17 protein-coding genes, 1 pseudogene and 1 CRISPR repeat array are annotated in these 22,927 nt (G+C 43.6%); all 18 genes and pseudogenes read left to right on the forward strand.

Annotated elements, in window-relative coordinates:
• Positions 1–38: 38 nt before the first annotated feature.
• The 18 genes and pseudogenes from cas9 to QZV24_RS01955 all read left to right on the forward strand — a co-directional run bounded on the left by cas9 (position 39) and on the right by QZV24_RS01955 (position 22,920).
• Positions 39–3,179 carry a type II CRISPR RNA-guided endonuclease Cas9 gene (cas9, locus tag QZV24_RS01875; protein WP_294519280.1) on the forward strand — a complete coding sequence of 1,047 codons (3,141 nt, stop codon included), beginning with the start codon at positions 39–41 and terminating at the stop codon, positions 3,177–3,179.
• A complete protein-coding gene (gene cas1, locus QZV24_RS01880; protein ID WP_294519283.1) occupies positions 3,140–4,036 on the forward strand; it encodes a type II CRISPR-associated endonuclease Cas1 in 897 nt (298 codons plus the stop codon). The genes cas9 and cas1 overlap by 40 nt, the downstream gene beginning before the upstream one ends.
• Positions 4,037–4,040: 4 nt before the next feature.
• Positions 4,041–4,268: pseudogene (gene cas2, locus QZV24_RS10570) on the forward strand (CRISPR-associated endonuclease Cas2); the annotation flags it as partial.
• 37 nt (positions 4,269–4,305) lie between these two features.
• Positions 4,306–6,182: direct repeats of the CRISPR family, unit length 36 nt; unit sequence GTTTTAGTTCTATGTTGGATATTGATAAACTGATAC.
• 206 nt (positions 6,183–6,388) lie between these two features.
• A complete protein-coding gene (locus QZV24_RS01885; protein WP_290655024.1) occupies positions 6,389–6,655 on the forward strand; it encodes a type II toxin-antitoxin system Phd/YefM family antitoxin in 267 nt (88 codons plus the stop codon).
• Positions 6,645–6,965 (forward strand): type II toxin-antitoxin system RelE/ParE family toxin, encoded by a 321-nt coding sequence (locus QZV24_RS01890; protein WP_294519287.1) that lies wholly within the window; start codon positions 6,645–6,647, stop codon positions 6,963–6,965. The genes QZV24_RS01885 and QZV24_RS01890 overlap by 11 nt, the downstream gene beginning before the upstream one ends.
• Before the next feature lie 445 nt (positions 6,966–7,410).
• Positions 7,411–7,695 (forward strand): co-chaperone GroES, encoded by a 285-nt coding sequence (groES, locus tag QZV24_RS01895; protein ID WP_290655026.1) that lies wholly within the window; start codon positions 7,411–7,413, stop codon positions 7,693–7,695.
• A gap of 46 nt (positions 7,696–7,741) precedes the next feature.
• Positions 7,742–9,373, forward strand: a complete 1,632-nt coding sequence (gene groL / locus QZV24_RS01900; RefSeq protein WP_294519290.1) for a chaperonin GroEL — start codon at positions 7,742–7,744, stop codon at positions 9,371–9,373.
• 401 nt (positions 9,374–9,774) lie between these two features.
• Entirely contained in the window at positions 9,775–11,604 is a 1,830-nt protein-coding gene (gene glmS / locus QZV24_RS01905) for a glutamine--fructose-6-phosphate transaminase (isomerizing) (RefSeq protein WP_294519292.1), read from the forward strand.
• A 163-nt stretch (positions 11,605–11,767) separates the two neighbouring features.
• A complete protein-coding gene (locus QZV24_RS01910; RefSeq protein WP_294519326.1) occupies positions 11,768–13,276 on the forward strand; it encodes an IMP dehydrogenase in 1,509 nt (502 codons plus the stop codon).
• A gap of 154 nt (positions 13,277–13,430) precedes the next feature.
• Positions 13,431–14,561 (forward strand): UDP-galactopyranose mutase, encoded by a 1,131-nt coding sequence (gene glf, locus QZV24_RS01915; protein ID WP_294519294.1) that lies wholly within the window; start codon positions 13,431–13,433, stop codon positions 14,559–14,561.
• Between the two features lie 26 nt (positions 14,562–14,587).
• On the forward strand, positions 14,588–16,156 hold the full coding sequence (locus QZV24_RS01920; protein WP_294519297.1) for a hypothetical protein: 1,569 nt from the start codon (positions 14,588–14,590) through the stop codon (positions 16,154–16,156).
• Between the two features lie 977 nt (positions 16,157–17,133).
• Positions 17,134–17,853, forward strand: coding sequence for a glycosyltransferase family protein (locus QZV24_RS01925; protein WP_294519329.1), 720 nt, complete (start codon positions 17,134–17,136; stop codon positions 17,851–17,853).
• Positions 17,854–18,007: 154 nt separating this feature from the next.
• Positions 18,008–19,738, forward strand: a complete 1,731-nt coding sequence (locus tag QZV24_RS01930; protein ID WP_294519300.1) for a hypothetical protein — start codon at positions 18,008–18,010, stop codon at positions 19,736–19,738.
• Positions 19,739–19,865: 127 nt separating this feature from the next.
• Positions 19,866–20,156, forward strand: a complete 291-nt coding sequence (locus QZV24_RS01935; RefSeq protein ID WP_290655032.1) for a zinc-ribbon domain containing protein — start codon at positions 19,866–19,868, stop codon at positions 20,154–20,156.
• Positions 20,157–20,272: 116 nt separating this feature from the next.
• Positions 20,273–21,046: a basic amino acid ABC transporter substrate-binding protein gene (locus QZV24_RS01940; RefSeq protein WP_290655033.1), complete on the forward strand. Its 774-nt coding sequence runs from the start codon at positions 20,273–20,275 to the stop codon at positions 21,044–21,046.
• Positions 21,047–21,180: 134 nt separating this feature from the next.
• Entirely contained in the window at positions 21,181–21,837 is a 657-nt protein-coding gene (locus tag QZV24_RS01945; RefSeq protein ID WP_290655034.1) for an amino acid ABC transporter permease, read from the forward strand.
• Positions 21,834–22,553, forward strand: coding sequence for an amino acid ABC transporter ATP-binding protein (locus QZV24_RS01950; protein ID WP_294519305.1), 720 nt, complete (start codon positions 21,834–21,836; stop codon positions 22,551–22,553). Before QZV24_RS01945 ends, QZV24_RS01950 begins: the two co-directional genes overlap by 4 nt.
• 166 nt (positions 22,554–22,719) lie before the next feature.
• Positions 22,720–22,920 carry a cold-shock protein gene (locus QZV24_RS01955; protein WP_294519308.1) on the forward strand — a complete coding sequence of 67 codons (201 nt, stop codon included), beginning with the start codon at positions 22,720–22,722 and terminating at the stop codon, positions 22,918–22,920.
• Positions 22,921–22,927 lie beyond the last annotated feature (7 nt).

Consider the following 22,927-nt stretch of genomic DNA (forward strand, 5'->3'; position numbering starts at 1 on the left):
ACAATGAATACATGTCAACATAGAATAGGAGGATATTCATGAAAAGAAAAATTGGAATCGGGTTGGATGTTGGTATAGGTTCTGTAGGTTTTGCTGTATTGTCGTATGATAAGGTATATGATGCCCGTATCGAACAGGTAGGGGTCCGGCTTTTTGATTCTGGGGAAGAACCCAAAACAAAAGTCAGTAAGAACCAGGGGAGACGGCAATATAGGGCTGGTCGTAGATTGATTCGGCGTAGATACCATCGTAAAGAGCGGGCAAAGAGATTTATTGAGCGGATAGGTTTATTAAGTGCGGACAAAATTAAAGAATGGCAGGAAGTAAATGGCAATCAGAATATTTACTATGTGAGATTTAGGGGATTGTCGGAAAAGCTCACCCCACAAGAAATTGCCGATTGCGTTATCCATTTTTGCAACCATAGAGGTTATCGTGAATTCTATGAAGATGATGTTGCGGATGAAAAGGAAGCTGGCAAGATAAAGACCGCCCTATCCAGATTTGATGAAAAAATGGCAGCTGGTAAGTATGTATCCGTTGCCGATATGATTTTGCATGATAATGAATTTTCTACAAACACCCAGTTTCCAGATTTCCATAATCATAAAGGTGATGACGACGAAAAATATTTTCTTATTAAACGGGCAGCGTTAAGGGATGAACTTAGGGCAATACTCCGGAAGCAACAGGAATTCTATGAACAGTTGACGGAACATAATATTGATTTCTTATGTGACGACATAGTTTTTGTTCAGCGGGATTTTGAGGATGGACCCGGGGATAAAACTGATAAAAAGCGTAAGTTTATGGGTTTTTTGGATAGCATAGGCTGCTGTATGTTTTATAAGGAAGAAGTTAGAGGCTATAGGTCCACAGTAATTGCAGATATTTATTCCTTGGTAAACGGTTTGTCCAAGATGATGTATGTTGACAGCACCACTGGTGAAATAACATTTTTACCGGAAGCTGCTGACAAAATTATTGATTTTGCCCTAAAAAATGCATCCATTACTGAAAAAGATATCAAAGAAATACTGAAGAAATACAATTTGACCCTTATAAAGGCTGAAAAGCTAGAGGAAAACATACCGCAGACTATAAAGACTCTGAAGATATTGAAAAAGATATTGGATGATAGTGGGTATAGTTATGATGAATTGATCAAGGAAGAACAATTTGATTTTGATAGGCCATCCAAACTCCATGAATTATGTAGTTTGTTAGCCAGCAATATTACCCCAAAACGCAGAAGAAAAGCATTGGAAAAAGCTGGCTGGAATAAAGCATTGCAAGAACAAACCAGGAGAATACACTTTGGTGGAACATCAAATGTATGCTATCGCTACATGCTAGAAGCTATTGATGCCTTCAGACATGGTGAATTATATGGTAATTTCCAAGCCCGACGAAATAAGGAACAGCTTACAGATGAAGCAGAAAATACGGAGAAGGTAAGATTATTACCACCGTTCACAAAAGAAATGGATGAAGATGTGGTAAAGAATGTAGTGGTTTTCAAGGCAATCAATGAAACCCGCAAGATAATCAATGCCCTTATAGGCAAGTACGGTTCGCCGGCATATATCAATATTGAGGTGGCTGATGAACTGGGGCACAGTATTGAAACCAGGCGGAAAATGACCAAAGCCAACAACGAAAAAATGAAAAAAAAGGAGGCTATTAGTACAAAGCTGGTTGAACTGGGACTTCGTAAAGAGGGGGAAGTATCTGGTAAAGATATAGCGCGTTATCGTCTATGGGAGCAGCAGGATGGGATAGATTTATATACGGGGGAAAATATTCCAGAAGCGGATGTGCTGAGTGGGCAATATGATATTGATCACATTATCCCATTTTCGCTGATATTGGATGATACCCTAAATAATAAGGTACTGACTGGTATGGGGAGCAATCGTCAGGCAAAATCCAATAAAGCTCCTAGAGAATATTTATCTGATAAGGCTGAATTGGAGTTTATAAAGAGAGTAAATATCTTACTGAAGAAAAAAATAATCTCAAAGAAAAAGTACAAGTACTTGATGGTAAAGAACCTTCGTGACAGTAAACTGCTGGATGAGTGGAAGTCAAGAAATATTAACGACACCAGATATATAAGTCGTTTTTTAGTGAACTATCTAAATAATATGTTGCTATTTAACAGCGATAAAAAGAAAAATGTATATGCAATCAATGGTGCCATTACATCCAAAATGCGAAAACTGTGGCTTAATAAGCGAACCTGGGGAACTCCGGAAAAGAACAGGGAAAATAATTTGCATCATGCAGCTGATGCTATAGTTATTGCCAATCTTACTCCAGCTGCAGTGGAACTGGCCAGTGATAACCTTAAACTCCAGAATATTTTCCGTCAAAATGGCAAGCGAGTGACGGAGGAATATGATAATTATCTTGATAAGGCAGTTCGCAAGATGGAGAAGTATTATCACTTAAATGAAGAATTGGCCAAGAATCTGCTGGTACGAAAGGATCGTATTCCATCCATGGTAAGGTCATTGCGGGAGGAAACGGATAAGAGATTGGTGGATACAAGTCTTGAGGAATTCAATATGGTTACACCAGAAGCATTCCGCAAAAATCTAGAGCAGTATTATAATGACTCTGATTTTGTTGCTTCCATACAGATGCCGTTGGTATCCTATAAGCAGTCCAAGCGGTTTTCTGGAAGCTTTACTAAGGATAATCCTATAAAGAAAAAAGATAAAGAAGACTCATCAAGTGTAAAAATGGACTCTTTAGGCAATGAAAATATTTTGGATGCCAAATCGTATTACTGTTTGGAGGTGTATTCCACAAAAGATAATAAGACGGCTTTGCGCGGCCTTAGGTATGTTGATTTTAAATTGAAAAACAAAAAGATGTTTATCAATGTTCCTAATCCAGATAATTATGATAAGCATATTATGTATTTGTTTAAGAATGATTATATTGTGGTGTACAACAAAAAAGGAGAGGAAAGAATTAAAGGTTATTATACAGGAATAAAAAACATCAAAGCTAATAGATTTTATTTGATAAGTAACAATGATGCGGTGCGAAAAGATTTTACATTATCTAAAGATGATACTATAAAAAAATATCACATTGATATTCTTGGGCAAATTGGTGGTGAGGTAAAATGTTCCGCTCCATTCTTGTCAATAACGGAGAAAGAATAACAGTTCATGATGAATGGCTTGTTATTCACCAAAAAGATGACGATAAGAAGATACCTTTAGGTGATATTCAATCTTTGGTGGTGGATAATATGTCCATTAGCTTGTCAGTATATGCTCTATGTAAACTGGCGGAATATGATGTTAATGTTATATTATGTGACTCGAAACACTTGCCATGTTGTAATGTATTATCATCAGATTCATACTATGCCGGTTTTGCTGCTTTAAAGCGCCAAATAGCATTGCCAAAAGAAATGCAGGATAATCTTTGGGAAAAAATAGTGAAAGCTAAAATTAACAATCAGGCCTATGTGTTGGAAAAATTAACGGGAAAAAGTGAAATTTCTGGCAGACTTCATCAGTTGGCTGATGAAGTCTTGCCTGGGGACCCGGGCAATAGAGAGGCTATAGCGGCCAAAATGTTTTTTAGAAATTTATTTGGCGTTAACTTCACAAGGTTTGAAGATGATGTATTAAATGCCGCCATGAATTATGGATATGCCATTATTAGATCATTGGTGGCTAGATCCTTGTGCGCCCATGGATACAACTGTAATTTAGGTATTCACCATATTGGTGAAGGCAATCCATTTAATTTGGCAGATGATTTTATGGAACCGTTTCGGCCTATAGTGGATTATTGGGTTTTTGCCCATAATGATGAGTTGGTGGATGAATTAACATCAAATAATAAAATATCATTGGTGGGACTGTGTAACACGGAGGTGTTAATTAACAAAAAGAGAATGCGTCTTTATAATGCTGTTGACAAATGTATATCCAGTTTTACCAGTGCCATAAATGGTAATTCTGTTGATTTGCTTTTGCTACCTGATATGGAAAAATATGGAAAATAGATATATGCGACTGATAGTAATGTTTGATTTGCCGACAACTACATCGGAGGATAAAAAGAATTATATGCATTTTAGAAAGAGTTTAATTAAACTTGGTTTTGATATGCTTCAGTATTCCGTGTATTCACGAATAACCAAGAATAATGATGACTCAAAAAAATATTGCCGGGAAGTAAAAAAAATTATACCCCCTTATGGTTCGGTTCGCTTGCTGCAGATAACGGAAAAGCAATACAATAAAATGCAAATTTTGTTAGGTGAGAAAACACCTACAGAAAACCTGTTGGATGATAAGGATGTAATGCTTATTTGAATTATGATATAATCAATTTAAGGTTTTAGTTCTATGTTGGATATTGATAAACTGATACTCTCCGGCGTAATCATGGTAAGCGGTTTCTGTTTTAGTTCTATGTTGGATATTGATAAACTGATACGAGAGTTTTGTTTAATGTTGCAGTTATCGGGTTTTAGTTCTATGTTGGATATTGATAAACTGATACACTACCTATTGGCGTGTGTTGGGATATTAAGTTTTAGTTCTATGTTGGATATTGATAAACTGATACATGAAGAGATAAAAGCGCAGAGAGTTGCTGTTTTAGTTCTATGTTGGATATTGATAAACTGATACTGGAGAAGACGGAGCAGAAAGAGTACCAGGTTTTAGTTCTATGTTGGATATTGATAAACTGATACTAAATATACTTGTTAATCTTTGTTATGAGGTTTTAGTTCTATGTTGGATATTGATAAACTGATACCAAGGCTAACAAACTCCGGCTTAGTACCTGTTTTAGTTCTATGTTGGATATTGATAAACTGATACTTGCTGATGGTACTAATACCCGCATTATTGGTTTTAGTTCTATGTTGGATATTGATAAACTGATACGACAGACAATAATCATGTTCCATCTGTCTGGTTTTAGTTCTATGTTGGATATTGATAAACTGATACTAACAGCCTTTGTATATGTTTCTATCGTTTGTTTTAGTTCTATGTTGGATATTGATAAACTGATACGTTGTTGGTTGGTGGGAATCCACGACATTGGTTTTAGTTCTATGTTGGATATTGATAAACTGATACCCGATGATGAAAAGTTATCTAATGAAGTATGTTTTAGTTCTATGTTGGATATTGATAAACTGATACTGGGAATTTCGCTACTGGCAGGATTTATCCGTTTTAGTTCTATGTTGGATATTGATAAACTGATACGCGGTGAAGCATATATAGAGATTATTTGCAGTTTTAGTTCTATGTTGGATATTGATAAACTGATACTGTCATTGGGAACGCCTATGGTGCTGCATGGTTTTAGTTCTATGTTGGATATTGATAAACTGATACGACGAACTCGAAAACAAATTAGAAATATTGGTTTTAGTTCTATGTTGGATATTGATAAACTGATACAATTTTGATTATCAAATTTCTGCCTGTCAGTTTTAGTTCTATGTTGGATATTGATAAACTGATACTCGTGGTAGTGCTAAGAGTTGGAGCGTTGCGTTTTAGTTCTATGTTGGATATTGATAAACTGATACTGCCGGTAGTGCTATTGTTGCTAAGTCCCGTTTTAGTTCTATGTTGGATATTGATAAACTGATACTTTTGTGATAGTTATGTGTATTGCCAGTAGTTTTAGTTCTATGTTGGATATTGATAAACTGATACAATCTTGACCAGTGTTGCCGGCTTTATTCGGTTTTAGTTCTATGTTGGATATTGATAAACTGATACATTGCTATGGCAAAAACTTGGACGAGGTTGGTTTTAGTTCTATGTTGGATATTGATAAACTGATACTCATCGATGGATAGTTTTGTTGGTGGCATCGTTTTAGTTCTATGTTGGATATTGATAAACTGATACGAAGGGTGTGATTAAAGCCCAGGTAAAATAGTTTTAGTTCTATGTTGGATATTGATAAACTGATACCGGTATTGATTACCGGAATTCCACGGATCAGTTTTAGTTCTATGTTGGATATTGATAAACTGATACAACATTATGAAGCTGGAGAATGCCCGCGGTGTTTTAGTTCTATGTTGGATATTGATAAACTGATACTCATCGATGGATAGTTTTGTTGGTGGCATCGTTTTAGTTCTATGTTGATGTTAGTATANNNATCTCCCACCTCGTTGCGACGCGAAGCTAGTCCTTTAGGGAAACGCTAATTGGAAGATTTTTCTTCTAAAGAAGAAAAATTTGAACAATGGCGTTATAAACTGAAAGGAGTACTTGAAGAGAGTATACTTTAATGAAAAAAATGGATATTGATTTTAATTTTGTGTATAATAATGATAGAATAATGATAGAATTTTTGAGGAGTGGGCCAGGTGTTAATAAAACCATCAACATCTTTAAGAAACGACTATGGGAAAATTTCTATGTTGGCGCGGGAAACTCAGGCACCCATTTATATCACAAAAAATGGCGAAGGCGACGGCGTTTTTATGAGTATTGAAGCCTTTGAGCGGCGGGAAGAAATGTTAAATATGCGGGAGAAAATTCTGGCCGCAGAGCAGGAAAGATTAAGTGGGGCAAAGACTATGTCGGTAGCAGAAGCACGAGCAAAATTGCAGGAGCGCCTATATGAAGTATAATGTGCAAATTTTATCACAGGCCTGGGAAGATCTGTCACGAATAGCAGATTGGTATAGGTTATACTTTGATGCACAAACAGCTCTAAAGGTGACATCTGGCATTTTGGAAACCATTGGCCGACTGGAGACCTTTCCGGATTCTGGTTCTCTACTTCCGGATGAATGGCTGAATCAGCGTGGATATCGTATGATAATTATAAAGAAGCACGCAGCAATTTACCGGCTTAGTAATGAGGTAGTGTATATCTATCATATTTTTGATTTGCGGCAGGATTATCCGATACTTTTTGACGATTTGAAAACTCCATAGAAAGACTGCAGCCGGCAGAAATGCCGGCTGTGGTTTTTTCTGTCATTAGTGTTTCTTGTGGCGATTTGTATCGTTGCAATTAAATCATAGCAATAGAAAAACCGCCTCCAGCTACCAACTTTAGGCGGTTTTCTATAAACAATCTAATTTGGGGCTGACCGCTTATCGGTAGCACCTTCCTTGTCCTTATTATATCAAATAGGTCTTGAAAGTCAATTTGGATAAATGACATTGATGGCATCAGAGTTATCGATATAGCCAGATGGTTATTGGATAATAATGAATAATCAACCAGCAAAGAAGTCATTTTATGATTTCTTTGTTTTTTTGACTTTTTACTTGATTTTTTGTCCAAAAGGATTTATTATAATACTCGGGTTTAGCACTCAGCCAAAAAGAGTGCTAACAATAAAATTATGATTTTTCTTTTGGGAGGCGTTTAAATATGATTAAACCATTGGGAGACAGGGTTGTCATTGAAGTTGCTGAGGCAGAGACCAAAACAGCAAGTGGTATTATTTTGGCAGATACTGCCAAAGAAAAGCCTATGAAGGGCGTTATCGTAGCAGCTGGCCCTGGTAGTGTGGACAAGGAAGGCAACCGCATTAACATGGAGGTTAAGGTTGGCGACACTGTTCTTTATTCCAAGTACGCCGGCACTGAAGTAAAGATTGACGGCAAGGATTATCTCATCGTTCGTCAGAGCGATATTCTTGGCATTGTAGAGTAATCTGCCGATTTTCGGTTTATCTTGATAAAAATTGGAGGCAAATATAATGGCAAAGCAGATTTTATTTGATGAAGAAGCTCGTCGCGCACTGGAAAAGGGCGTTGACGCATTGGCAAATGCTGTAAAAGTTACCCTTGGTCCAAAGGGCCGTAATGTGGTTCTGGATAAGAAGTTCGGTGCACCTACCATCACCAATGATGGTGTTACCATTGCCCGTGATATCGAGTTGGAAGATCCATTTGAGAACATGGGTGCTCAGCTGGTTCGTCAGGTTGCTACCAAGACCAACGATGTAGCCGGTGACGGTACTACTACTGCAACTCTGCTGGCTCAGGCTATGATTCATGAAGGTATGCGCAATGTAGCTGCCGGTGCTAATCCTATGGTTCTGAAAAAGGGTATCGAGATGGCTGTAAAGACTCTGGTAGCTGAGCTCCAGAAGGTTTCCAAGCCAGTTGAGTCCCAGAAGGCTATTGCCCAGGTTGCTACTGTATCCTCTGCTGATGAGGAAATCGGCCAGTACATTGCTGATGCTATGGAAAAGGTTGGCAAGGAAGGCGTTATCACCGTTGAGGAGTCCAAGGGTATGGAAACCAGCCTGTCTGTTGTAGAAGGTATGCAGTTCGACCGTGGTTACATTTCCCCATATATGGTTACCGACACTGATAAGATGGAAGCTGTTATGAATGACCCATTCATCCTTATCACTGACAAGAAGATTTCTTCCGTTAACGACATTCTGCCAATTCTTGAGCAGGTTGTTAAGATGGGCAAGGAACTGGTTATTATCGCTGAGGATTTGGATGGCGAGGCTCTGGCAACTATCGTTGTCAACAAGCTCCGTGGTACCTTCAAGGCTCTGGCTGTAAAGGCTCCTGGCTTTGGCGATCGCCGTAAGGCTATGCTGGAGGATATTGCTATCCTCACCGGTGGTCAGCTGATTTCTGAGGAATTGGGCCGCAAGCTGGACAGCGTAACTCTGGAAGACCTTGGTCATGCCCGTCAGGTACATTCCTCCAAGGAAAACACTACTATCGTTGATGGTATGGGTGACAAGGATGCTATCAGCTCCCGTATTGAGCAGATCAAGAAGCAGATTGCTGATACTACCTCTGATTTCGACAAGGAGAAGCTCCAGGAGCGTCTGGCTAAGCTCTCCGGCGGCGTAGCTGTTATTGAAATCGGTGCTGCTACCGAGGTTGAGATGAAGGACAAGAAGCTCCGGGTTGAGGATGCTCTCCATGCTACCCGCGCTGCAGTTGAAGAAGGTATCGTAGCTGGTGGTGGTACTACCTTTATCGATATTCTCCCTGCTTTGGATTCCCTGAAGGCCGAGGGTGATGTTAAGACCGGTATCAACATTGTCCGCCGTGCTGTTGAGGAGCCGGTTCGCCAGATTGCCAGCAACGCAGGCCTGGAAGGCTCTGTAGTAGTGGCTGAGGTTAAGAACCATGAGGTTGGTGTTGGTTTCGATGCTTACAAGGGCGAGTATGTTGATATGATTGCCAACGGTATTGTTGACCCTGCCAAGGTTACCCGTTCCGCACTGCAGAATGCAGCTTCCATTGCTGCTATGGTTCTCACCACCGAGACTTTGGTTGCTGACAAGCCAACTGAGGGCGCAGCTAACCCAATGGCTGGTGCCGGAGCAATGGGCGGTATGCCAGGTATGATGTAATAGAAGTGTTACATTAAATAAAAGTATATTTGGGGCTATGGAAGCACTTGTTGTGTTATCATAGCCCCGTTTTGTTTGCTGAAAAGTTTTGGGAGTTATTTTTTCTTGACTATTACATACTAATCCATTAGAATAAGGTGTCGTGATTTGGGCGAAGGCACAAATTGCGGTGATGATGTTGTTGAAGTCACTGTGTTCATATATTGAAAGGACTTAAAGTTCTAGCGCATGGCCTTGCTGATGTGTCAGTGAGGTGACGAGGAAGAGGTTGTCGATTTATCAGCGGATGCCTCTCGGCTTGCCGGTCGTTAGAATACTGTAAAAACTGTCGGGTAACTGGCAGGACAGAGCGGTATTTGGGCAGGACATAGGACTTCCAGTTGTGTCAGGAGGTTTTTTTTATGTGTGGTATTGTTGGTTACATTGGTAGCAATCAGGCAGCCCCATTCCTTATTGAGGGGCTGACCAAGCTGGAGTATCGTGGTTATGATTCCGCCGGTATTGCCGTGCTGAACGACCAGATTATTTGTGTGGAGAAGACTGTGGGGCGTTTGGCCGCTCTTGAGGAGAAAATCGAGGGAAAGACGCCGGAAGGGTGCATCGGTATCGGTCATACCCGTTGGGCTACCCACGGCCGCCCATCTGATACCAACTCCCATCCGCATACTGATTGCCATGGTGATTTTGCGGTGGTTCATAACGGTATTATCGAGAACTACATGGAGTTGAAGGAAGACCTTATTTCCAAGGGGCATGTTTTCAAGTCTGAGACCGATACTGAGGTATTGCCTCATCTGCTGGAGGAGCTTTATAACGGTGATTTTGAGGCTTCTGTCCGTGAAGTTTTAAAGCGGGTTGAGGGCTCCTATGCTATTGTATTTATGTCCAAGAAGGACCCGGATAAGCTGATTTGCACCAAGCAGGACAATCCGCTGGTAATCGGTCTGGGCGATGGGGAAAACTTTGTTGCTTCGGATATTCCGGCGATTATTTCCCGGACCCGTCGTACCTATATCGTAAACGACGGTGAACTGGCTGTTGTAAAGAAGGATTCTGTATGGATTACCAATAGCCTGGGCGAGCCGGTAACCAAGAAGGTATTTGAAGTAAATTGGAATGCTGAAGCAGCTGAAAAGGGCGGCTATGAGCATTTTATGTTAAAGGAAATCCATGAGCAGCCTAAGGCAGTTCGTGATACTCTGTCTTCCAGAATCAACAAGGATAACTCCGCTGTTGTTTTGGAGGAGTTGGGCTGGACTGAGGAATATGTGAATTCCTTCTCCAAGGTGTTCATCGTAGCCTGCGGTACCGCTTATCATGCCGGTCTGGTTGGTAAATACTATATCGAGCGTATGGCCCGAGTACCGGTGGAAGTAGATATAGCTTCTGAGTTCCGTTATCGTCAGCCAATCATTGATGACAATACATTGACTATTGTTGTGAGCCAGTCCGGTGAGACCATTGATACTTTGGCTGCCTTGAAGGAAGCCAAGCGGCTGGGCTCCAAGACCTTGGCGGTAACCAATGTGGTAGGTTCTTCCATTGCCCGTGAGGCAGATCAGGTTATTTATACTTGGGCTGGTCCGGAGATTGCGGTAGCATCCACCAAGGCTTATACCACCCAGCTGATTGTTATGTTCCTGTTGGGAGCGTATATGGCTGGCCTCCGGGGTACGGTAGCTCCTAGACGGATGAAGGAGCTGCTCACCATGCTGCGGAACATTCCGGCCCAGATTAGTGAGACCTTGGAGGATGTAGAGCCAATCAAGGTGTTTGCCAAGAAGTATGGCTTTAACAACGATGTATTCTTCATTGGCCGGGCTTTGGACTATGAAGTGGCACTGGAAGGTTCCCTGAAGCTGAAGGAAATTTCCTATATTCACGCAGAGGCTTATGCGGCTGGTGAGCTGAAGCATGGTACTTTGGCCCTTATCACTCAGGGAGTTCCGGTGGTGGCTCTGGCTACCCAGAAGAGCGTTTATGACAAGACGCTGAGCAACATCAAGGAAGTCAAGGCCCGTGATGCAGTGGTTATCGGTATTGCAGCCACCGGGGACACCGAACTGGAAAAGTATGCCGACCATGTCATTTTCGTTCCACGCACTGACGAGCTGTTGATTCCACTTTTGGCGGTATTGCCATTGCAGCTGCTCAGCTACTACACCGCTATTACCCGTGGTGCAGATGTGGATAAACCAAGAAATCTGGCCAAATCTGTAACAGTAGAATAAGCTAAAATGGAGGACTGTCCTTTTTGAGAGGACAGTCCTTTTTGCTTCATTTTTTGTTTGACAACTGGGATTTATTGTACTAGTATAGTGACAATATCTTTGACCGGAGCGTCTCCAAAAGGTCGAGGAAAACAAAAAATATTACAGAAAAGAAGGGATTATGTTGGCATTCTATTTTGATGAACCTTCACACACTTTTGGCGAGTATTTATTGGTTCCTGGTTATTCATCTGATAAGTGTATTCCGGCAAATGTGTCTTTAAAGACACCGCTGGTAAAGTTCAAGAAAGGTGAAGAGCCTAAAATTTCCATGAATATTCCAATGACTTCAGCTATTATGCAGTCCGTCTCCAATGACTCCATGGCGATTGCTTTGGCTCGTGAAGGCGGTGTGTCATTCATTTATGGTTCTCAGTCAATAGAAGATGAGGCAGCTATGGTTGCCCGGGTAAAGAATTATAAATCCGGCTTTGTAAGCAGTGATTCCAATATCAAGCCTACCACCACCCTGGAGGAAATCTTGGCTTTGAAGGAAAAGACCGGTCATTCCACTATGGCTGTTACGGAAGACGGCGAGCCTACCGGCAAGCTGCTGGGTATTGTTACCAGCCGTGACTATCGCATTACCCGGATGTCCATGGATACCCAGGCCAAGGAGTTTATGACCCCATTTGATAAGCTGATTTATGCCGGGGCTGACACTACCTTGTCTGAAGCCAATGACCTTATTTGGGAGCACAAGCTGAATATGCTGCCACTGGTAGACGAAAATCAGCGTCTCCTGTATATGGTATTCCGCAAGGATTACACTGATAACAAGGAAAATAAGCTGGAGCTGATTGACAGCAAGAAGCGTTACATTGTTGGCGCTGGTATCAACACCCGTGATTACGCAGAGCGGGTGCCGGCTTTGCTGAAGGCTGGGGCGGATGTACTCTGCATTGACTCCTCCGAGGGTTTCTCCGAGTGGCAGCGCATTACCCTGAAATACATTCATGAGAATTTCGGTGAGGATGTAAAGGTGGGTGCCGGTAATGTTGTAGACCGGGATGGCTTTATGTTCCTGGCCGAGGCTGGCGCAGACTTTATCAAGGTAGGTATCGGTGGCGGTTCCATTTGTATTACCCGTGAGACCAAGGGTATTGGCCGTGGTCAGGCTACTGCCTTGATTGATGTATGCAAGGCCCGTGATGAGTATTACCAGAAGACCGGTATATACATTCCGGTATGCTCTGATGGCGGTATTGTTCATGACTATCATATGACTTTGGCTTTGGCCATGGGGGCAGACTTTATGATGTTGGGCCGGTATTTCTCCCGGTTTGATGAAAGCCCTACTGACCGTATTAAAATCAATGGTACTTACTACAAGGAATATTGGGGTGAGGGTTCCAACCGGGCCCGCAACTGGATGCGCTATGATCTGGGCGGCGCCAAGAAGCTGTCCTTCGAGGAAGGCGTTGATTCCTATGTTCCATATGCTGGTTCTCTCCACGACAATGTTGGGGTGACCTTGAGCAAAATCCGTTCTACCATGTGCAATTGTGGCGCGTTGACCATTCCTGAGCTGCAGGAAAAGGCCCGCCTGACTCTGGTGTCTTCTACCAGTATTGTGGAGGGCGGTTCCCACGATGTTATCCTGCGGGATAAATTCTCCCGGGTAAATGGGTAAGCAAATATACAGATAAAACAGAGATGTGTAATGGTTTTTCCGTTTCACATCTCTTTTTGTATGGGAAAATATGTATTTGTGATTGAGAATAGGGGAAAAAGCCATTAAAATAGAGTTGTGGGTTAAATTACTACAAACAATAAGGAGCAGGGTTATGCATTATGATTATTTGATTGTTGGTGCCGGGCTGTTTGGGGCAGTTTTCGCCCAGCAGGCCAGGGAAAAAGGGAAAAAGGTGCTGGTGCTTGACCGGCGCAACCACATTGGTGGTAATGTGTACACAGAGCAAGTGGAGGGCATCAATGTGCACAAATACGGTGCCCATATTTTTCATACCAACAATAAAGTGGTGTGGGATTATGTGAACACCTTTGCCACCTTTAACCGGTTTACCAATTCTCCGGTCGCCAATTACAAAGGCGAGATTTATTCCCTGCCATTTAATATGTATACCTTCAACAAGATGTGGGGGGTGGTAACGCCCCAGGAGGCGGCTGACCGGATTGCCCGGCAGCGTCAGGAGATAACCGGTGAGCCCCAAAATCTGGAGGAACAGGCTATTTCATTGGTAGGCCGGGATATTTTTGAAAAGCTGATAAAGGGCTATACGGAAAAGCAATGGGGAAGGGATTGCAAGGATTTGCCGGCCTTTATTATCAAGCGCTTGCCTGTACGATATACCTATGACAACAACTATTTTAATGCCCTGTATCAGGGAATACCCATCGGGGGCTATACTAAGCTGGTCAATAATTTGCTGGAAGGTATTGAAGTGCGGCTGGGAGTGGACTATCTGAAGCACCGGGATGAATATGAAAATATAGCTGACAAAATTGTTTATACCGGCCCGGTGGACGAGTTTTTTGATTACAAGCTGGGGACCTTGGAATATCGTTCGGTGCGGTTTGAAAATGAGCTGCTGGATATGCCGAGCTTTCAGGGGAATGCGGCCGTGAACTACACGGATCGGGAAACCCCATGGACCAGAATTATTGAGCACAAATGGTTTGAATTTGGCAAGGATGCAAATGGTAACGATTTGCCGAAAACGGTGATTTCCCGGGAGTATTCCTCGGAATGGACGCCGGGGGATGAGCCATATTATCCGGTCAATGATGAAAAAAACAGTGCTCTTTATGCCAAGTATAAGGCCGAGACTGCCAAACTGACCAATGTGATTTTTGGTGGCCGGCTGGGGACATATTCATATTATGATATGGATGTGACTGTTGATATGGCTTTACAGGCTGCGGCAACAGAGTTTGCCGGAAATAATGCGTATTGAAACAATCAGTTAATCAGGTGAAGTAAATGGCCAATATGACCAAGGAATGCTGGGATTTATATATGTCCGCCCACGAACTGTGGAAACAGGGGAAATTTACCGAGGCGGAAACCGTACTGGGCGAATTGTATTCGGCTGGCGGTTTTGCTGTGTCCAAAGTGCGGCTGCTGGGGGCTTATGTAAAACGGTCCTTGGGGGAAGTGCTGGGAGAAATTGATATCCTGAGTGGATTGGCGGCCAGTGGCTGCCGGGACGATGTGGGATTGTTGCCGGCAGTATACAGCCTGCTGGGACAGGCTTACAGTGTAATTGGTCAGTCGGCTAAGGCTGTGGAAATGTTTCTTCAGTCCGTGGCCACGGAGGATGATTGGCAGCAAAAGCTGGTGGAATACAGCAATGCCATTTTTGCGGCGGCAGCTCTGCCGTCCACCGACCGGGAATTTTGGCAAAGCCTGTATGCCGGTTATGAGGATTTGCTGGCAGCAGGCACCATAAAGCCTTTTGCCGAAAAAAATTGGCAACATGATAAGCTGCGGGTGGGCTATTTGTCAGCCGACTATCACCAGCATCCGGTGTCAGCTCTGCTGTGGGCCTTGGTTGATAAGGCCGACCGACATTCTTTTTCTGTTTATTGTTATGCCGGAAATACCGGTGCAGATACCGTTACCAGACAGTTTCAGGATGGTTGTGATGTGTGGCGGCCAGTGGCTGGTATGCCACATCAGGATATAGCCCGACAGATTTATAAGGATGAAATTGATATCTTGGTGGACCTGGGCGGTCATACCAGTGGCAATATGCTGCCGGTATTGGCTTATAAGCCGGCCAAGGTGCAGATGTCGGCCATTGGCTGGGTGGGCAGTACGGGCATGACATCAGTGGACTATGTGCTGGGGGACGAATACTGCACACCAGCCCCGCGACAGGATGCTTATGTGGAACGGCTGCTGGCCATAAAGGGCAGTCATTTCTGCTTCCACATATTTAAGGATATGCCGCCGGTAAGCGAAGCACCTTATCGGAAAAATGGCTATATTACTTATGGCTGCTTCAATAATTTCAGCAAGGTTACCGATGACATGCTGGTGGCTTGGGGGAAAATTCTGGCGCAGGTACCGAAGAGCCGGCTTTTATTAAAACACAAGCTGTTTGGGGATGCCGCTGGACGGCAGTATACCTTGGACCGGTTGGCTGGATGTGGCATTGACCGGCATCGGGTGGAGCTGCGGAATTTTAGTCAGGATTATTTGACCCAATATGGGGATATGGATATAGCTTTGGATACCTTTCCATATACTGGTGGGATGACCACATTTGAAGCCATGTATATGGGGGTGCCGGTGGTGTCCCAGTATGGGACTAGCCGGGGACAACGCTTTGGGTACAGCATGCTGATGAATGTGGGCCTGGGGGATATGGCGGCTGATAATGTGACAGAGTATATTGAGATTGCTTCAGCGCTGGGCAGGGCCCCTGAACTGGTGTCAGAGCTGCGCAGCCAGCTGCGGCCGATGGTTGAAAGCTCGCCATTGATGGATGAAGCTGGCTATGTCCGGGCAATGGAACGAATATATGTAGAGGCGGTAGCGGAATGATTGAGGATAAAAGTGGCGATTTGTTGAAATTTATTGTGCCAACCGAGGAACCTTTGCGGGTGCTGCTGATTGAAAGCGTAGGGTACCTGAAGGCATTGCGGGAGAAGCTTCCCAAGGCGGAAATATACGCAGTGGTTCAGGATGAGGATATATGTACGGAGGAGTGCTATACAGGACTTGGCGTCCATTGGACCGTATTGGACTATATGTCGGAGCCGTTGTCCTTTGAGCGTGAATTTTTTGATATTGTTATGGGGGATCAGTGCCTGGAGCAGGTAGGGAATCCTCAGGACATTGCCTCCGGCTTTGGGCTTTATATAAAGTCCACCGGCTGCTTTATGACCACCTTTACCAACGCCCGGTACTGGCGAATTATCCGCGCTCTGATGCAGGGGCATTTTTATCATATATGCTCCCATATTTTTTCCAAAAATGAAATGCTGAATCTGTTGTTTGCCTCCTTTTACAAGGATGCCTCCTTTGCCCCGGTGGAGGATGACTACAGCAATGATGCGGACTTTATTAAAAAGCTGGAGCAGTTTGGTTTTGAGAATTTGGATGGGGATTTGGGGATAAGGACCTGGATGGTAATGGCCACCAAGTCGTCTCCGGAGATTTTGGAGCTAAAAAGATACTATACACCGGCTGTCCGGCGGGAAATGGTAAACCGTTTGCGGCGGGTTGAATTTGGTATTGATATTGAGCCTAATCTCAAGGCTTTGGTGGAGCTTTGGAATCGGGAAAAGATTTTCCCGGCCTATATTGCCAATTTTATTTTGGAAACCATTATGCATACCAAGGATTTCTTGACGAATTGTGTTTTGGGGTTGTATGCATTTGGGGAAAAAACACTGGCCAAAGAGCTGGTGGAGGAAATGGAGCGGGCCTATGGTTTTCATCAGGATTACCAACTGGTGGCGGATTGGCAGGTTCAATTGGCCACTGGTAAAGTGGATGCCATGGCTTTTAATCCGAAAATGGCACATGATAATTATGATGAAAAGGCTGCCAAATCTTTGCCGGCGGACCAACGGGTGGCGTTTATTACCTGTGTTAACAATGAGGACTGGTATCGGGAATGTGAGCTGTATTTAAGGAACCTTACAATTCCGGCGGGAATGGGGATAGAATTGATTCCGGTCCGGAATGCGTCTTCTATGTGCCAGGGCTACAATCAGGGGATGCGACAAACCGACGCTAAATATAAGGTATATATTCATCAGGACACCTTGATTGTTAATCCGGATTTTATCAGTGATATGCTGAGGATTTTTGCCGATAAAGCTGTTGGGGCTATGGGAGTGATTGGCTGCCGCAGTCTACCATCCAGCGGCATATGGTGGGATGGTATGCGAATGGTGGGACGGGTGCTGCACGCCTGCGAGTCGGAGAGTGTGGTTGATTCCATCTGCAACGAGGTAGATGGGACCTGCGTTGAGGTAGAAGCCATAGATGGGCTGCTGGTAGCCACTCAAGTGGATTTACCATGGCGGGAGGATTTGTTTACCGGCTGGCATTTTTATGAAATTTCTCAATGCAAGGAATTGCAGCGCCGGGGATATAAGGTGGTTGTGCCAAAGCAGGAAAGCTACTGGTGTATTCACTCCCCGAAGGAAAAGCCCCTTGATCCAAGCTATAAAAAATATCAGAAGATTTTTTTAAAGGAATATGGAAATGAACTGGACCCGGAGATATAGATGATTGTCTTTAAGGATTTTTCTTTTTCGGAATGATTTCATATAGATTGGCTTAAAGGCAGGATTTAAGGAATTATTCACGAATAATAATAGTCGGAGTTTAAAGCACAGAGGAAAAATGGATAGATGACTTTGACTTTAGGTGGTGGGAAAAGTGGCCTTTGATACAGACACGGAATCGTCCTGGTCTAACACGGCGGAAATGTTTTTGGCCTGCGGCGATTTGTTCAGTATGCGGGCTTGTGGCCGTGAGGCATTGGAACTTAATGAAAATAGTGCTGAGGCCCTGGCCATTATAGCCGAGGCTTCAATATATTTACAGGAATTTTCCCCGGCTGAGGAAGCCCTGAATAAGCTGTGGCAGCTGGATAGTCAAAAAACGGTTGCCAAGGCTAATTTGCGGGGGTTGTTTGCTACAGCCGCCTTTTATGGTGCCCAGTTTCAGTTGGACAAGGCCTTGTTGGCTTATGAGCAGTTGTTTGCCAGGTTCGAGGCGGGAGAAAAATTGGATGGCTGGGATGAAACTGCTCAAAAAATAATTGAGCGGGGGTATGCATTTTATGCGGATAGTTGCCTGTTGGCCGGCTATGCAGAAAAAGCTGCTCAGGCCACCTTCAAGGCCAGTCAGACGGTTTCAGATATTCAGCAGAAGGCCACTTACCATAGTAAGGCCCTGTTTTTGACCAATTATCGGGAAAGTGGCAGTGAAGGACAGCTGAAGAAGCATCGACAGTATGGCAGCTTGCTGCGGACAGAGATGATGTTCCCTCACGACAAGGAAAAGCGACGGAAAAGCCATTCTCTGCGTATTGGTTACATTTCACCGGATTTTCGTCAACATGCGGCAGCCTATTTTTTTACGCCACTGTTACGGGACGCCAATGGGGATGATTTTTCTGTTTATGTGTATTTTACCGGCAAAGGGGACCATATAACCCAGCGGTTCAAAAAAATGTCCAAAGTATGGCGGGATGTGTCGGACAAGACTCCTTTACAGATTGCCAGACAGATTTTTCAGGACCGCATAGATATTTTAGTGGATTTATCCGGACATACCCAAAATAGCTGCCTGCCGGTTTTGGGGTACCGTCCGGCGCCAATCCAGATTTCTGGTATTGGCTATATCAATACCACCGGGTTAAAAACAGTGGACTATTTTTTGACAGATAATATTTGTTGTCCGGATGATGCTCCGGAGTGGAGGTTTTCGGAAAAACCATTGCGGATGCAGGGATGTCATTTGTGCTTTTCCCCTGATGTGATGCGCAATATGAAGGTGGAAGGCCGTGATACCCCTGCTAAAATGAACGGGTATGTAACCTATGGCTGTTTTAATAATTTTGCCAAGGTGACAGATGAAATGCTGGTGATGTGGCGAAATGTTTTGGAAGGTAGCCACGGAAAGCTGATTCTAAAAAATAAGACCTGCAGTATTGAGTCCGGGCAGGCGATAATCCGGGAGCGGTTCCAACAGATTGGTGGCGATCCTGAACAGCTGGAGCTTCGCCCGTTTAGTGCCGATTATCTCACCCAGTATAACGATATAGATATTTGTCTGGATACTTCGCCATATTGTGGGGGACTTACTACCTGTGATGCCCTTTATATGGGGGTGCCGGTTATTACCATGAAGGGGTGGAGCCATGGTTCCAGATATGGTGAGACGATTTTACAGGCAGCTGGCCTGGCAGAGCTGATCAGTGATGGCAACCGAACTTATGCCAGCAAGGCAATCCAGCTGGGCAAACAGGTGGATAAACTGAACGAAATCCATCACGAACTGCCAAAACAGGTGAGAAAGTCACGGCTGATGGACAATAAGTCATATATGGTGGATATTGAGGATAAATATCGACATATTTGGAAGTTATATTGTGAAGTTTAGCTTGCTTTTTTTCTGTGCTGCATATATACTTGACAGGTAAGGATGTCTCTTTGTCCACCTGTAATTAGGTAAGTTTAAGTAAGAGTACAGATGGGATGTCAAAATACTAAAATGGGGGATTTTTTTAATGGCTTTTGAAGACGAGACTTTGGTATGTAAGGACTGTGGCAAGGAGTTCATCTTTAGCGCAGGGGAACAGGAATTTTATGCAGAGAAGGGCTTTGAGAACAAGCCGGTTCGTTGCCGCGATTGCCGCGACAAGAGACGCCGCAGCCGCGATGGTGAGAGCAGAGAGCAGCGTCAGATGTTCACTGTTGTATGTGCTGAGTGTGGTAAGGAGACTGAGGTTCCATTTGAACCAAAGAATGACCGCCCAGTATATTGCCGTGATTGCTTTCAGGCAAAAAAGAACGGCTAATATTTGAATAGTTGGCGAAGAGGCCCGGCGGTATTAGTATTACTCCGGGCTTCTATATTTATACATCACTGTACATTGAGTATAGGTATGTATTATTAAAAGGGAGGCAATTTTTCATGTCAAAGAAAATCCTAGTGTTATGTATGGCTGCACTGATGGCTGTTATGGCTATGGTGGCTGGTTGTGGCAGTGATAAGAAGGCTGCTGACGGCGAAAAGGTTTTGAAGGTTGGTACCAATGCTGACTTTGCACCTTTTGAGTTCCAGGGGGCAGACCCAAATGCTTATGAAGGCTTCGATATGGATTTGATTCGGGCTGTTGGTAAGGAAATGGGCTACAAGGTTGAAATCAATAATCTGGCATTCGATGGCCTGATTCCTTCTTTGGAGGCTGGCAATATCGATGTTATTATTTCCGGTATGACCATCAACGACGAGCGTAAGCAGAAGGTTCTTTTCTCCGATCCTTATTATAAGTCCGGTCTTAGCATCATGGTGGCCAAGGACAACAACAGCATTAAGACTTTCAACGACCTGAAGGGCAAGAAGGTTGCAGTACAGATTGGTACTACTTCCGCTACTGAGGTTAAGAAGATTGAGGGCGTACAGGCCAAGGAATTGAATTCTTCCGCTGATACCTTTATTGAGCTGGCTGCCAAGGGCGTAGACGCAGTTATCAATGACCGTCCGGTTAATGACCGTTATATTGTTGAGTCCAAGAATGGCAATGTAAAGGTGCTGCCAGATTTGCTGACTGCTGAAGACTATGGTATTGCTATCAATAAGAAGGATACTGAGCTTCAGACCAAAATCAATGCTGCTCTTAAGAAGCTGAAGGAAAATGGCGAGTACGATAAAATTTATACAAAATGGTTTGGTGACAAAAAATAAGCCATACTAAGCTGACTATTAAAGGCTGTTGCGGGTGCAACAGCCTTTTACTATCTTGACATGAACTTGTATGCTCTATATAATTATGCTGTTATGATGTAAATTTATAAATTTTGAATGGTCAGGTGAATAAAATGAGCTTCAATATTGACTTGGTAATACAGTCCTTCCCGTTGCTTATTCTGGGGGCTGGAATTACTGTGCAGATTACAGCTATTTCCGTGTTTTTGGGACTGATAATCGGTATGTTTGTGGGTATTGCCCGTATCAGCCATGTAAAGCCGTTGAGTATTTTGGCGGCGATTTACACCGATTTTCTGCGGGGTACTCCGTTGTTGGTGCAGATATTTTTAATTTATTTTGCCCTGCCGATTATTTTGGACCAAAGGGTTGACCCGTTTCTGGCGGCTATTACCGCCTGTGGTATTAACTCCGGTGCATATATTGCCGAGATTTTCCGGGCAGGTATTCAGGCCATTGACAGCGGTCAGATGGAGGCCGGCCGGTCCTTGGGCATGACCTGGGTCCAGACCATGCGGTATATAATCATACCTCAGGCCTTTAAAAATATCATTCCACCGCTGGGCAATGAGTTTATTGCTCTTCTGAAGGATTCTTCCCTGGTATCGGTTATTGGGTTTGAAGAGCTGACTCGCCGTGGACAGCTGATTATTGCCCGGACTTACGGTTCACTGGAAATATGGCTTAGTGTAGCGCTCATTTACTTGGTAATGACTTTGGCAATTTCCCGTTTGGTGGCATATATGGAGAAGAGGTTGAAGACAAAATGATTGATATTAAAGATTTACATAAATCCTTTGACGGCCACGAAGTGCTGAAGGGAATCGACTTGCATATAAATCCAAAAGAAGTGGTGGTTATTATCGGTCCATCCGGCTCCGGTAAAAGTACCCTGCTTCGTTGTATGAATCTTTTGGAGGAACCAACCTCGGGCAAGGTGGTAGTGGATGGCATAGAGTTAAATGGCGAGGCTAATATCAATAAAGCCAGAGAGGAAATCGGTATGGTGTTCCAACGGTTTAATCTCTTTCCGCATATGACCGTGCTGCAGAATATTACTTTGGCGCCAATTAAGGTGCGGAAGATAGCCAAGGCTGAGGCTGAAAAGACTGCTATGGAACTACTGAGACAGGTCGGGCTGGCAGATAAGGCCGGCGCCTATCCTCCACAGCTGTCCGGTGGACAACAGCAGCGGGTGGCCATTGCCCGGGCATTGGCTATGCAGCCAAAGGTAATGCTGTTTGATGAGCCGACCTCGGCCCTGGACCCGGAGATGGTAAAGGAAGTTCTGGATGTTATGAAAGACTTAGCCAAGAAGGGTATGACTATGGCAGTGGTTACCCACGAAATGGGGTTTGCCAGAGAGGTGGGGGACCGCCTGCTCTTTGTGGATGATGGAATGATTATCGAGCAGGGACCACCGAAGGAGGTTTTCGAAAACCCAAAGGAAGAACGGACCAAGTTGTTTTTCTCTAAAATACTGTAATTACTTAAAAATATTTATAATATCATAATTTTACCTTATATATTTTTGAATTACCTAAAAGCTAAAGGTTTATTGCCAAAACGGTTGAAAGTTTAAACTAAAAATGGTAAACTTAAAGAGTGATAACCGATAACAATGATCGGGGGATTTTCTAGGAGGTTCATTTATGGAAGGTAAGGTTAAATGGTTTAGTGCAGAGAAGGGTTACGGTTTTATTGAGCATGAAAACGGCGATGATGTTTTCGTTCATTTTTCTGCAATCGTTGACGAAGGCTTTAAGACTCTGAACGAGGGTCAGGCTGTTGAGTTTGAGATTGTGGAAGGGGCTCGCGGGCCTCAGGCTGCTAATGTAGTCAAGAAGGGGTAAGTCTTAA

Source organism: uncultured Anaerovibrio sp., from assembly GCA_902786545.1.
Classification (GTDB): domain Bacteria; phylum Bacillota; class Negativicutes; order Selenomonadales; family Selenomonadaceae; genus Anaerovibrio.

Coding starts and splice junctions, on each gene's coding strand:
- cas9 (WP_294519280.1), top strand. CDS start 39: ATGAAAAGAAAAATTGGAATCGGGTTGGATGTTGGTATAGGTTCTGTA.
- cas1 (WP_294519283.1), top strand. CDS start 3,140: ATGTTCCGCTCCATTCTTGTCAATAACGGAGAAAGAATAACAGTTCAT.
- QZV24_RS01890 (WP_294519287.1), top strand. CDS start 6,645: ATGAAGTATAATGTGCAAATTTTATCACAGGCCTGGGAAGATCTGTCA.
- groES (WP_290655026.1), top strand. CDS start 7,411: ATGATTAAACCATTGGGAGACAGGGTTGTCATTGAAGTTGCTGAGGCA.
- groL (WP_294519290.1), top strand. CDS start 7,742: ATGGCAAAGCAGATTTTATTTGATGAAGAAGCTCGTCGCGCACTGGAA.
- glmS (WP_294519292.1), top strand. CDS start 9,775: ATGTGTGGTATTGTTGGTTACATTGGTAGCAATCAGGCAGCCCCATTC.
- glf (WP_294519294.1), top strand. CDS start 13,431: ATGCATTATGATTATTTGATTGTTGGTGCCGGGCTGTTTGGGGCAGTT.
- QZV24_RS01920 (WP_294519297.1), top strand. CDS start 14,588: ATGGCCAATATGACCAAGGAATGCTGGGATTTATATATGTCCGCCCAC.
- QZV24_RS01925 (WP_294519329.1), top strand. CDS start 17,134: ATGGCACATGATAATTATGATGAAAAGGCTGCCAAATCTTTGCCGGCG.
- QZV24_RS01935 (WP_290655032.1), top strand. CDS start 19,866: ATGGCTTTTGAAGACGAGACTTTGGTATGTAAGGACTGTGGCAAGGAG.
- QZV24_RS01940 (WP_290655033.1), top strand. CDS start 20,273: ATGTCAAAGAAAATCCTAGTGTTATGTATGGCTGCACTGATGGCTGTT.
- QZV24_RS01945 (WP_290655034.1), top strand. CDS start 21,181: ATGAGCTTCAATATTGACTTGGTAATACAGTCCTTCCCGTTGCTTATT.
- QZV24_RS01950 (WP_294519305.1), top strand. CDS start 21,834: ATGATTGATATTAAAGATTTACATAAATCCTTTGACGGCCACGAAGTG.
- QZV24_RS01955 (WP_294519308.1), top strand. CDS start 22,720: ATGGAAGGTAAGGTTAAATGGTTTAGTGCAGAGAAGGGTTACGGTTTT.